The following is a 12,478-nucleotide window of genomic DNA, read 5'->3' on the forward strand; positions in this document are numbered from 1 at the left end:
AACTTGCCGCCAGAAATGCCATAACTTTAGAACTTGTCAAACTTATTTTTGTCTGACAAGTTTCGCCTCGATCAAAGCGGCCGCAGAGCTGCGACGGGTCGCCGGAGGAGGTTCAAGCAATGTCATTGTCACTATCGGACCGCCGACGCGTCGGCCGCACCGCGCTGGAATTGCCGGTCTTCGGCTTCGGCGCGGCCCATCTCGGCGAGCTCTACCAGAAGCTCTCCGAAGCCCAGTCCGATGCGACGCTGGAGGCCGCCTGGGATATTGGCGTGCGCGCCTACGATACCGCCGCCTGGTATGGCCGCGGCCTGTCCGAGCACCGTCTCGGCGGGTTTCTGCGCACTAGGCCGCGCGACCAATTCACCATCAATACCAAGGTCGGCCGCATCCTGATCCGCCCCGCCGATCCGGCCAGTTTCAGCACCGCGCCCTGGACCGGCGGCTTGCCGTTCGATGTCGTGTTCGACTACACCTATGACGGCATCATGCGCTCCTACGAGCAACTGCTGCAACGCCTCGCGCTTAACACCGTCGATTCCCTCACTATCCACGACATCGACACGATGTTCCACACGCCCGATCAGGTCGACTTCTATATGAAGCAGCTGACCGGCGGCGGCATGAAGGCGCTGACCGAACTCAAGGCCAATGGCGACATCAAGGCCATCGGCTTGGGCAACAATATCCCCGGCGACCTAGGCCACAAGCTGGCCGAAATCGACGTCGATTTCGCCATAGTCGCCATGCCCTATACCCTGCTCAACCAGACCATTCTGCATACCGACATGCAGCTGTGCCTGGAGCGGCAGGTCGGCGTCATCATCGGCGCGCCCTTCGCCTCGGGCATTCTGGTCACCGGTTCCGGCGCTGGCGCCATGTATGCTTACGGCGCGGCGTCGCTCGAAGTGCAGGCCAAGGTGCGCGCCATCGAGGCCGTCTGCGCCGCCCACGGCGTCAGCCTGCCGGTCGCCGCTTTGCAATTTCCACTCGCCCACCCGGCTGTCGTCTCCATCATTCCCGGCGCTGCCGGCCCCGACGAAGTCCGCCAGAACGTGGCCGCGCTTTCGGTGTCGATCCCCGCCGCCTTCTGGTCCGACCTCAAGACGCAGGGCCTGATCGAAGCCGAAGCTCCGGTGCCCAATTCATGACCGATACGACGCCCCTCATCAGCGCCCGCGGCATTTCCAAGAACTTCGCTTCGATCGAAGTGCTGCGCGATGTCGATCTCGACCTGCAGCGCGGCGAAATCCATGCGTTGCTCGGCGAAAACGGCGCCGGTAAATCCACTTTCGCCAAGATTCTGGCCGGCGTGCATCGCCCCTCGCGCGGCACGATCACGCTAAATGGCCAGCCCGTCGATATCCTCAATCCCATCGTCGCGCAAAAGCTCGGCATCACCCTGATCCATCAGGAGCCGATTTCCTTCCCCGATCTGTCGGTCGCGGAAAATCTCGTACTCGGCCGTGGCGATGGCGGCTGGTTCGCCAGAGTGCCTTGGTCCGAAATGACTCGCAATGCCCGCGCGCTGATGGACCTGCTCGGCGTGCGCATCGACGTCACGAGGCCCATGCGCGGCCTCTCCATCGCCGATCAGCAGATGGTCGAAATCGCTCGGGCGCTGGCATCGGACAGCCGCCTGATCATCATGGACGAGCCGACTGCGCCGCTTACCCCCAAGGAAGTCGAGACCCTGTTCGGCATCGCCCGCCGCCTGCGCGACGAAGGCCGCACTATCATCTTCATTTCGCACCGCCTCGAAGAAGTCCGCGCCCTCTGCGACCGCGTCACCATTTTCCGCGACGGCAACAAGATTGCCACCGATACCATCGGCAATCTCACCGACGCCGACATCATCCGCCTGATGATCGGCCGACCACTAAAAGAATTCCGCCACAAGGCCCGCGCCGAGATCGGCGACGTGGCGCTCAAGGTCGAAGGGTTGACCCTGCCCGGCGTCTTTCACGACATCAGTTTTGAAGTCCGCAAAGGCGAGATCGTCGGGCTCGGCGGCCTCGTCGGCGCCGGCCGCACCGATGTGGCTCGCGCCATTTTCGGCGTCGCCCCCGCCACCAGCGGCACCGTCACCGTGGCCGGCAAGGGCGTCACCATCACAGAGCCGGCGCAGGCCATCGATCTCGGCCTCGCCTTCGTGCCCGAGGATCGCGCCGCCGCCGGCATTTTCCGCACCTTGTCGGTGGAAGAAAACATCTCCGCCGCCATCCCCAAACAGATCGCCCCTACCGGCTTCATCCGCCGCACCGTCGAAAAGGCGCTGGCCCAGGAATCCGTGCGCAAGCTCTCCATCAAGCTCGCGTCCCCCCGCCAGCCCATCGGCGAACTCTCGGGCGGCAATCAGCAGAAGGCGATCCTCGCACGCTGGCTCTTGACCAATCCCAGCGTGCTCATTCTCGACGAGCCAACGCGCGGCATCGATATCGGCGTCAAGGCGGAGTTCTACGACATGATCGGCGACCTCGCCGCGTCCGGCCGCGCTATCCTCCTGATCTCGTCCGAACTCCCCGAACTGCTGGCGCTGTGCGACCGCATTCTCGTCATGTCCGAGGGCCGGCTGACGGCCGATATTCCGCGCGATCAAGCCACCCAGGAAACCATCATGAGCGCCGCCGTGCCCCGCACTGCCCGATCGGGAGTGGCCGCATGACCGCCCTGCGCAATATCCTGCTCCGGCGCGAAGCCGGCATCCTCGTGATGATCATCCTGTTCTGCCTCGCCGTCGGCACGCAGAAGCCGCAATTTCTGACGCTCGATAGTCTGCGCATCATCCTGCTGCTCACCCCGCTGATCCTGATCGGCGCCATGGGACAAATGCTGGTCGTCGTCGCCCGCCATGTCGATCTGTCCATCGGCTCCATGCTCGGTTTTTCGGCCATGGTCACCGGCATGATGTTCAAATTCCACCCCGAAATCTGGTGGCCCGTCGGCTTCCTGGTTTCGATCGGCACCGGCGCGCTGCTCGGCCTCATCAATGGCCTCCTGGTCACCCTGTTCCGCCTGCCCGCCATCATCGTCACCCTGGGCACGCTGAACCTTTACCGCGGGCTGACCTACATCGTCTCCAACGCCAAGCAGATCGATCGGCAATACGTCCCCACCGCGCTCAAATCCATGTCGCAGACCTCGCCGATTTTCGGCATTCCGTGGATTATCTTCATCAGCTTCGGCGTGGCGCTGCTGACCTACATTTTCGTCATGCATACTCGCGTCGGCCGCCAGATTTTCGCCCTCGGCTCCAATCCGGTCGCCGCTCCCTTGCGCGGCGTCGCCGTCACCCGGGTCACGCTCTTGGTCTTTTCGATTTCCGGCGCGCTCTCGGGTCTTGCCGGCATTCTCTATGCCGGCCGCTGGGGTTTTGTGAATCCGTCCAATACCGGCTCGGGTTTCGAGTTCCAGGTGATCGCCGCGGTAGTCATCGGCGGCGTCTCCATCAATGGCGGCGTCGGCACGGTGCTGGGCACAATCCTCGGAGTCCTGCTGCTTGGCTGCGTCGCCGCCGCCCTGCCGTTGCTCGGCATTCCCGGCACCACCCAATCCGCCATCTATGGCGCCGTCATTCTGATCGCCCTGCTTATCGACCGCACGGTCCGCCAGCAGGGCATAAAGAGCCTTACGAGGGCGCGCGCATGAGTGCCATCCAGACGCCCGCGACCCGCGAATTGCCGCCCGCCCGCCCGCGCTGGCAGGTCATCGTCGTCCGCCCGGAAACCATGACGCTGGTGCTGCTGATCGCCGCCCTGTTCGGCGCGAGCCTGCTATCGCCCTACTTCCTCGACGTCGGCTATATCCTGCGCAGCTTCACGCTCTCGGCCGAATTCGCCATCGTGGCTTTGGTGCTGACCATGGTCATCATCGCCGGCGAGATCGACCTGTCCCCCGCCGCCAACATGGCACTCTCAGCCTGCCTCTTCGCCTTCGCCCAGCAGGCCGGCGTGCCGATGCCGCTGGCCATCGCCATTGGCCTCTTCGCCGGGCTCGTCATGGGCGCAATCAACGGCATCATGGTCATCGCGCTGCAAATCCCCTCGATCATCGTCACCATCGGCACGCTGACGCTGTATCGCGGTCTCGCCCAAGTCATCGCTGGCGACAAATCCATCCGCGTGCCGGACTGGTTCATCGGCATCAACACCGTGCTGATCGCCGGCATTCCGCTGACCGTGCTGATCTTCATCGTCATGTCGATCATTCTCGGCGTCGTGCTATCCATGACCATCTTCGGCCGCCAGATTTACCAGATCGGCACCAACGAGGTCGCCGCCCGCCATGCCGGCATTCGCAGTCAGCGTATCAAGATGAGCCTGTTCCTCTTGATGGGCGTGGTGAGCGCCGCTGCCGGCCTGATGACCGCATCGCGGCTCGGTTCCGTCCGCTATGATCTGGGCCTCGGCGGTGAACTGCAGATGGTGCTGATGGCCATGCTCGGCGGCACCTACATCTTCGGCGGCCGCGGTACCATCCTCGGCACCTTTTTGGCCGCGTGGCTCCTGGTCATCGTCTCCACCGGCATGACCGTGGCCAACGTGCCCCCGTCGGTCCAGCTCGTCGTTCAGGGCGTGCTGCTCATCGTCTCCATCATCGCCACCAATTTTATCTATTCCCGCACCCAGCGGTGACGGGCTATTCGCCGGGGAAAAACCGGCACACTGAGGAGGAACAGAAGTGCTCAAGAAAACTCTACTCGCCGGGCTCGCCATCGGCGTCGCCATGGTCACCACCGCCTACGCCGCCGATCCGATCAAGATCGTCTATATCGGCAAGAATACCGGCAATCCCTATTTCGACAGCATCACCGGCGGCTTCGAAGATGCCTGCAAGTCGCTCGGCTGCGAATTCGAATTCGTCGCTCCGGCCACCGCCGAAGCCACCTCGCAGATCCCGTTCATCGAAGCGCAGATCCAGCGCGGCGTGAACGTCATCGCCATCGCGCCCAATAGCCCCGACGCGCTCAACCAGGTGCTCGATGGCGCCAAGGCCAAGGGCATTCTCGTGCTGACCGTGAACGGCGATCTCGTCGGCAACGAAACCCACCGCGATGCCACCATCCTACCGGTCGATTTCACCAAGACCGGCCCGAACCAGGTCGAGCTGATGGGCTCGATGATCGGCTACAAGGGCGATATCGCCATCCTGTCGGCGACCACCGAAGCCCCCGACCAGAACACCTGGATCGCGGCGATGAACGACACCCTAAAGAACGACGCCAAGTACAAGGACATGCACTTGGTCGCCACCGTCTACGGCGATGACCAGCCCGAAAAGTCGACCACCGAAATGGAGGCCCTGCTCTCCAACTACCCAAATCTGGTTGGCGTGATCGCGCCCACCACCGTGGGTATCGCCGCCGCCGCGCAGGTCATCCAGTCGCGCAATCTTGCCGCCACCGTGCATGTCACCGGCCTCGGCCTGCCCAGCGAAATGCGCGATTTCGTCAAGGACGGCACCGTCTCGGCGTTCCAGCTCTGGTCGCCCTACAATGAAGGCTGGCTGGCAGCCCACTTCGCCGTCGGCGTCATCGGCGGAACCATCAAGAACGAAGTCGGCGGCACTTTTGACGTTCCCAACCTCGGCACCATCACCATCGCCGACAAAAACGCCATGAACACCCAGGCCGAACTGACCACGTTCGACGCCAAGAACATCGACGACTTCGACTTCTAAAAACGTATCCGGGCGTCGGTCATCAGGCCGGCGCCCTTCTTTTCAATCCGGACATTTTGCCATGAACACCTATGATTTCGCCGGTCGCACCGCCATCATCACCGGCGGTGGCCAGGGCATTGGCCTCACGGTCGCCGAACTCATGCTCGCCAATGGCGGCTCCGTCGCCATCTGGGACCGCGACGACAAGCTGCTGGCCGGCCTCAACGCCAAATATGCCGGCAACGACAAGCTGATCGCCCTGCGCGCCGATATCGGCGACATGGCCTCGGTCGATGCCGCCGTCGCCGCCGTACTGGCCCGCTTCGGCAAGATCGACATCCTGATCAACAATGCCGCCATCGTCGGCCCCAATGCGCCCTTGTGGGAATATCCGCCGCAGGATTTCATGGACGTCGTGCATATCGGGCTCGTCGGCACCTTCTTCGTCTGCCGCGCCGTGGTGCCCCACATGATCGCCGCCGGTTACGGCCGCATCGTCAACCTCAGTTCCGTCGCCGGCAAGGAAGGCAACCCCAATGCCTCCGCCTATTCCTCGACCAAGGCTGGCGTCATCGCGCTGACCAAGTCGCTGGGCAAGGAACTGGCCAAATACGACATTGCCGTCAATGCGGTAACTCCTGCCGTCGCCAAAACCACCATGGCGCTGAGCCAGGACCCCGACTTCCTCAAGATGATCCTGGGCAAAATTCCGCGTGGCCGCATGCTGGAACTCAGCGAAGCCGCCTCCATGATCTGCTGGCTGGCCACCGCCGAAAACTCCTTCACCACGGGGTCGGTCTTCGACCTCTCGGGCGGCCGCGCCACCTATTGAATTATGGGGGCGGTGCGAACCGCTCCTTAGGTATTTTCGCGTAGAACACACTCTTCCTGATGGCGTCGGCCTGCCGCCGTGCCAAACGCGAAGAGTTGGCCGTGACGACGCACCCTCAGACCATCCATCTCTCTGAAGTCGTCGGCGCGCTCAGCTTCGCCCTCGACATCACCGAGGGTCAGCCACCCGGCCATTCCCTGCGCTGCTGCTGGATCGGCATGCATCTGGGCGCGCAACTGCAGCTCTCGCCCGAGCAATTGTCCGATCTTTATTATACGCTGCTGCTGAAAGACATTGGCTGCAGCTCCAATGCCGCGCGCATCTGCAAGCTCTACCTGACCGACGATCTCGATTTCAAACGCGGCTACAAGACCGTCAACGACAGCCTGCCGCAAATTCTGCGCTTCATTATCGCCAATACCGGCACCCGTTCGGGCCTTGCCGAGCGGTTTCAGGCCATCATCCACATTGCCCGCAATGGCGGCGAGATCGCCCGCGAACTGATCGAGACCCGCTGCCATCGCGGCGCTGACATTGCCCGCCAGATGCGCTTTTCCGAACCCGTCCAGCGCGGCATTCTCGATCTGGACGAACACTGGAACGGCAAGGGCCAGCCCGTCGGCCTGATTGGCGAAACCATTTCGCTATACGCCCGCATCGCCCTGCTGGCACAGGTGGTCGACGTATTTCACACCCAGGCCGGTCCCGCTGCTGCCCTCGCCGAAGTCCAATTGCGCGCCGGCACCTGGTTCGACCCGGCCCTCGTCATGACCTTCGATCTGGTCGATGACCAACCCGGCTTTTGGGACATGCTGAGTTCCGACACCCTGCCCGAGGCCGTCATCGCCCTGGAACCCGCGACCCTGACCCGCCATGTCGACGAGGACTATCTCGACGATATCGCCGCCGGCTTTGCCCAGGTGATCGACGCCAAAAGCCCCTTCACTGGCGGCCACAGCGACCGCGTCGCCCTGTTCGCAGATATGATCGCCGAGGAATTGGGCTTCACGCCGCAACGCCGTCGCTGGCTCAAGCGCGCCGCGCTGCTGCACGATATCGGCAAGCTCGGCGTGTCCAACAGCGTGCTCGACAAACCCGGCAAACTCGACGACGACGAATGGGCCGCCATCAAGCAACACCCTGCTCTGGGCGAAACCATCCTGTCCCGCATCGCCGCTTTCCAGGACCTGGCGGTGATCGCTGGCGCCCACCACGAGCGCCTCGACGGCAAGGGCTATCCGCGCGGCATCGATGAGACCGATCTGGGGCTGGAAACCCGCATCGTCACCACCGCCGATATTTTTGACGCCCTCACCGCCGACCGCCCTTATCGCGGACCACTCCCAGTCTCCAAGGCCTTCGAGATCATGACCGAAGGCCTGGGCGTCTCCATCGACCCGCTATGCCTCGATGCCCTGCAACGCGGCATCGCGCAGATGGAACGCTCTGCTGCCGCCTAGCCGCGCCAGTCGGCTTTGTTCCAATAGTCCAGTGCTGCCGCCAAAATCTCATGCGCCAGCACCGTGCTCCCATCGCGCCGCACCACGACGACGCGTTGCACCGTGTTCTGGTTATAAAGACTGACCATATAGTCCTCGACCGCGAGCGCAGGATAATCGGCGATTGGCACCGTGATCGCGTCGACGCGCAGCAAGGCGCCGTCATCGCGGCCCGAGGCCAGCTCGCCCACCAATTCCACCCCCACCGACCGCGCCGCCAGCGTCGCCCGCCAGGCCAGCACATCCGGCGCGCCGAACACCCGTTCCGGCGTATGCCGGAATTGGGCAAAAACCCTGTCGGCAAAATGGTCGAGCAGCACCGCCACCAGCAGCACCTTGCGCACCGACAAGGGTGCAGCAAGGCTGTGGCGATGCTCCTCGAGGATCAGCGCAAATTGCGCCGCCAGCGTCACCGCTGCTTACGCCAGATGCTTGGCGAAAAAGGCCAGCGTCCGTTCATTGGCCAGCTTGGCGCTGGCCGCATGATACTTCTCTGCACGGTCGAAATTGCAGAAGCCGTGATCACCCGGATAGAGATAAATGCCCATGTCCGGATAGCGCTTGCGCAGCGCCTCGACCTGTTCCTGCGGAATGCCGTGATCGGCCTCGGCATAGTGCATCTCGGTCGGAATTTTGGGAGCCAGATCGATATAGTTGAGCAGCCCGCCGCCATAATAGCCTGATGCCGCCGACAGGCCGAGCCCGGCATGCGCCGCGCGCCACGACGTCGCCCCGCCAAAGCAATACCCCGTGATGCCCACCTTGCCGGCGCCGGCGACTGCCTTCACGGCCGCCTCGACGTCAGGCAGCGCCGTCGCCTGGTTGAACTCTTTCATCAATTCGCCGATACGGGCAAAGCCAGTCGGGCCGTAATCTTCGCTTTCATAGCCCAGCTCGACCCGGTCCATCAGCGCTGGCGCAATCGCCAGATACCCCGCCGCCGCATAGCGGTCGACTTCGGTGCGCACGAAATTGTTGAGACCCCAGACTTCATGGATGACAACAACCGCGCCCTTGGGCGTTCCGGCCGGCGCCGCCTGATAGGCGTTGAACACAAAGCCATCGCCCGACGTCAGTTTGATCCGCTCACCCATGGTCTGTTCCTTGCTGGCCATTCCAGGGTCTATCGCAACCCCGGTTCACCCAAGTCTCTACCGCTCCAAAGGAAATTGCGCCAGACAAACCGACCATCCACGCCCTGGCGACCGGCAGGCTCGCGCAAACTTGACCGATAATGCAAGAGCCACCCTATCTGAGATACATCGGCCTCTCGCACTATCTCCCCCACCCACCGCCCTTCTCGCGGGCTTGACCCGCGGGCCGCCCTCAACCCGGCACAAGCGGCGGAAGTCCCGCGGGTCAAGCCCGGGGGAAGGGCCGGTGGTAGATGTGACGTCCTATTCCGTCCCCAGCATGCGCCGCGCCCGCGCGATCACCGGCGCGTCCACCATCCGCCCGTCAATCACAAAGCTTCCCGCGCCCGCCTGCGCCGCATCCACCACTCGTTCGGCCCAATCCAGCTCGGCCGCATTCGGCGAAAATCCCTCATTGAGCAGCGGCACCACGGCCGGATGCACGCAAGTCGCCCCGTCAAACCCATGCATGCGCGCCTCGCGCGCCGCCGCGGTGATCGCCTCGTGGTCGGCATAATCCGCCGTCGAACGCAGCATGCCAAACGACAAGAGTCCCTCCGCCTTGGCCGCATAGTGGATCAGCAGCTTGGGCAGTCGCAGCACCTCCGGCATCGGTTCGGCCCCCAGCGCCAGCGCCAAATCCTCGCCGCCCGCGCTCAATCCGATGACACGCGGCGCCCGAGCGATCACCCGCGCGTCCAGCACCGCACCGGGGTCCTCGATCAGCGCCACGAACACCATTGCGGCGCGTTGCAACGGCACCTCGATCGGATGCAGGAACGCCGCCAGATCGGCAAAAGTCTGCGCCTCCCGCGCCTTGGGCACATAGAGCCCGTAAGCCCCCGCGCGGCATGCAGCTTCGGCATCAGCAAACATCAAGTCCGCATCGGCATTGATACGCACGAACACCTTGGCGCCATTACGCCCCACCGCCGGAACCGCCTCCGCCAACGCGGCCCTTGCGGATAGCTTGTCCGCAGGCAGCACGGAGTCTTCAAGGTCCAAAATGATCGCGTCCGCACCCCGCTCATGCGCCTTGGCGATGAACCGCTCCGAACTGGCCGGCACATAGAGCAGCGAGCGCATCACGACGTCACCGCCGCAGCAATCGCCGCCTCGTCCAGCCCGGCTTCGGCCAGAACCTCATTCGTATGCTGGCCGAGCTCCGGCGCCGGCAACCGCCACACGCCCGGCGTTGCCGAAAGTCGCGGCACGATATTGTGCATCGGCAGCGTGCCGAACTGCGCATCGTCCACATCGACGATGATCTCGCGCTGATCGAAATGCGCATCCGCCAGCGCGTCGGCGATATTGTAGATCGGCCCCACGGTGGCCCCGGCCTTGCGCATGATCGCCAGCGCCTCGGCGCTGTCGCGCTCGGCGAACCATACCCCAATCGCCGCGTCTACAAGTCCCCGGTTTTTCACCCGGTCTGAATTGGTCGCGAAACGCGGATCATCATTCATGTCCGCCCGCCCAATCGTCTCGAAAATCCGCCGTGCCACCGCCGGAGTCGAACCCGATAGCGCCAGATATTTCCCATCGGCGCAGTGATAGACATTGCGCGGCGAGGCGGTATTGGAGGCGCTGCCGGCACGCTGCTTGATCTTGCCGGTCACGTGATGAATGGCCGCTTCCGGCCCCAGAATGGAAAACATCGGCTCCAGCAGCGACAGGTCGATCACCTGCCCCCGCGCCGTCCCCGCCTGCCGGGCAAACAGCGCCATCGTGGTCGCCGACGCGCCGTAAATCCCGGCGATCATATCCGCCAGTGCCAGCGGCGGCAGCACCGGCTCGCGATCGGGAAACCCCGTGCGGTCGGCAAACCCGCTCATGCCCTCGATAATGGTGCCAAACCCCGGCAATTGCGCATAAGGCCCGGTCTGCCCGAACCCCGATATTCGCACCACGATCAAATCCGGATTGCGCGCCAGCAAAGCCTCGGGCGCCAGGCCCATGGTTTCCAGGGTTCCTGGCCGGAAATTCTCGATGAAGACATCGGCCCCATCGATCATCGCCCACAGCGCATCCATCGCCGGAGCATGCCGCAAGTTCAGCGCCACCGAACGCTTGTTGCGCCCGTAGGTCTTCCAGAACAGCGAGTGCCCATCATCCTTCCAGTCACGCAAAGGATCGCCATCGGGGCTCTCCACCTTGACCACATCCGCGCCGAAATCAGCCAGTTGCAGGCTGAGCATATTGCCCGCCATCAACCGCGACAGGTCCAGCACGCGGATGCCGCTCAGCGGGCCCTTGGCGGCCGGGTCGAAATGCTTTGCCTCGCCGTGCATCAACGCAACCGCGTACCGGCGGTCTTTTCGAACAGCATCACCTTGGCCGGATCGATATGCAGATAAATGGTCTCGTCCGGGCTGAGCAGCTTGTGGTCACGCACCACGATGGAGACGTCCTGATCGCCGATCCGCGCCAGCACTTCCTGCGCGTCACCGGTGGGCTCGACAACCAGAACCGTCGCAGGAACGCCGGTCTCGGCCAGCGTAATATGCTGCGGCCTGATGCCATAAACGATGCCGGTTCCCGCGGTCACCTCAAGCGGCGTTCCCAGCGGCAGCTTTTGTCCGCCCACCAACGTCATCGCCGTGCCGCCATCATACCCGACATTGAACAGGTTGATCTCGGGCGAGCCGATAAAGCTGGCGACGAACAGATTGACCGGGTTGTTGTACAGCTCCAGCGGCGCGCCGGCCTGTTCGATATTGCCGCCATTCAGCACCACGATTGTGTCGGCCATAGTCATGGCCTCGGTCTGATCATGGGTGACATAGATCATGGTTTTGCCCAGCCGCTGATGCAGCCGCTTGATCTCGCCGCGCATCTTCACACGCAGCTTGGCATCGAGATTGCTCAGCGGCTCATCGAACAGGAACGCGCGCGGATTGCGCACGATCGCTCGCCCCATCGCCACGCGCTGCCGCTGTCCGCCCGAAAGTTCGCGCGGCAACCGGTCGAGCAGCTTCTCCAGTCCCAGGATTTCCGCCGCCTCATCGACCCGCTTCTTGATCTCGGCCTTGGAGCCGCCCGCCAGCTTGAGCGCGAAGCTCATAGTCGCGGCCACCTTCATATGCGGATAGAGCGCATAATTCTGGAACACCATGGCCAGGTCCCGTTCCTTGGCCGGCATGTTGTTGACCACCTTGCCGCCAATGGTGATCTGACCCGACGAGATATCCTCGAGCCCTGCAATCATCCGCAGCAGCGTAGACTTGCCGCAACCCGATGGCCCAACGAGGACGACGAATTCGCCGTCCCCCATCTCCAGCGAAATGTCGTCCAGGACGCTGACATTGCCGTAATTCTTGCCGACGTTCTTCAGCTCGATTTCAGACATTTTG

The 12,478-nt window shown here is 63.3% G+C and carries 12 protein-coding genes; 7 read left to right on the plus strand and 5 right to left on the minus strand.

The annotated features are described in order from the left end of the window. Positions 1-119 precede the first annotated feature (119 nt). The 7 genes from JWP26_RS08460 (at position 120) to JWP26_RS08490 (ending at position 7,953) form a co-directional block, all read left to right on the plus strand. Positions 120-1,151 carry an aldo/keto reductase gene (locus JWP26_RS08460; RefSeq protein WP_299725730.1) on the plus strand — a complete coding sequence of 344 codons (1,032 nt, stop codon included), beginning with the start codon at positions 120-122 and terminating at the stop codon, positions 1,149-1,151. Beyond that, positions 1,148-2,665 carry a sugar ABC transporter ATP-binding protein gene (locus JWP26_RS08465; RefSeq protein ID WP_299725734.1) on the plus strand — a complete coding sequence of 506 codons (1,518 nt, stop codon included), beginning with the start codon at positions 1,148-1,150 and terminating at the stop codon, positions 2,663-2,665. Before JWP26_RS08460 ends, JWP26_RS08465 begins: the two co-directional genes overlap by 4 nt. Continuing rightward, a complete protein-coding gene (locus tag JWP26_RS08470) occupies positions 2,662-3,648 on the plus strand; it encodes an ABC transporter permease (RefSeq protein ID WP_299725737.1) in 987 nt (328 codons plus the stop codon). The genes JWP26_RS08465 and JWP26_RS08470 overlap by 4 nt, the downstream gene beginning before the upstream one ends. Then, the gene (locus JWP26_RS08475; protein ID WP_299725740.1) at positions 3,645-4,634 is read left to right on the plus strand and encodes an ABC transporter permease; all 990 of its coding nucleotides are present in this window, start codon (positions 3,645-3,647) and stop codon (positions 4,632-4,634) included. Before JWP26_RS08470 ends, JWP26_RS08475 begins: the two co-directional genes overlap by 4 nt. Before the next feature lie 46 nt (positions 4,635-4,680). Beyond that, positions 4,681-5,679, plus strand: coding sequence for a substrate-binding domain-containing protein (locus tag JWP26_RS08480; protein WP_299725742.1), 999 nt, complete (start codon positions 4,681-4,683; stop codon positions 5,677-5,679). 61 nt (positions 5,680-5,740) lie between these two features. Beyond that, positions 5,741-6,493 (plus strand): SDR family NAD(P)-dependent oxidoreductase, encoded by a 753-nt coding sequence (locus JWP26_RS08485; RefSeq protein ID WP_299725745.1) that lies wholly within the window; start codon positions 5,741-5,743, stop codon positions 6,491-6,493. A gap of 101 nt (positions 6,494-6,594) precedes the next feature. Further along, positions 6,595-7,953: an HD-GYP domain-containing protein gene (locus JWP26_RS08490; protein WP_299725748.1), complete on the plus strand. Its 1,359-nt coding sequence runs from the start codon at positions 6,595-6,597 to the stop codon at positions 7,951-7,953. On the opposite strand, the gene JWP26_RS08495 is transcribed toward JWP26_RS08490, so the two are convergent. The 5 genes from JWP26_RS08495 to JWP26_RS08515 all read right to left on the minus strand — a co-directional run bounded on the left by JWP26_RS08495 (position 7,950) and on the right by JWP26_RS08515 (position 12,474). Beyond that, positions 7,950-8,405 (minus strand): hypothetical protein, encoded by a 456-nt coding sequence (locus JWP26_RS08495; protein WP_299725751.1) that lies wholly within the window; start codon positions 8,403-8,405, stop codon positions 7,950-7,952. The genes JWP26_RS08490 and JWP26_RS08495 overlap by 4 nt on opposite strands. A gap of 6 nt (positions 8,406-8,411) precedes the next feature. Then, positions 8,412-9,107 (minus strand): dienelactone hydrolase family protein, encoded by a 696-nt coding sequence (locus JWP26_RS08500; protein ID WP_299725754.1) that lies wholly within the window; start codon positions 9,105-9,107, stop codon positions 8,412-8,414. A gap of 282 nt (positions 9,108-9,389) precedes the next feature. After that, positions 9,390-10,211: a CoA ester lyase gene (locus JWP26_RS08505; protein WP_299725757.1), complete on the minus strand. Its 822-nt coding sequence runs from the start codon at positions 10,209-10,211 to the stop codon at positions 9,390-9,392. Next, the gene (locus JWP26_RS08510) at positions 10,211-11,416 is read right to left on the minus strand and encodes a CoA transferase (RefSeq protein ID WP_299725760.1); all 1,206 of its coding nucleotides are present in this window, start codon (positions 11,414-11,416) and stop codon (positions 10,211-10,213) included. The genes JWP26_RS08505 and JWP26_RS08510 overlap by 1 nt, the downstream gene beginning before the upstream one ends. Continuing rightward, complete coding sequence (locus JWP26_RS08515) at positions 11,416-12,474, minus strand: ABC transporter ATP-binding protein (RefSeq protein ID WP_299725763.1); 1,059 nt, start codon at positions 12,472-12,474, stop codon at positions 11,416-11,418. Before JWP26_RS08515 ends, JWP26_RS08510 begins: the two co-directional genes overlap by 1 nt. Between the last annotated feature and the right edge of the window lie 4 nt (positions 12,475-12,478).

It is taken from the genome of Devosia sp., assembly GCF_028290435.1.
GTDB lineage: Bacteria > Pseudomonadota > Alphaproteobacteria > Rhizobiales > Devosiaceae > Devosia.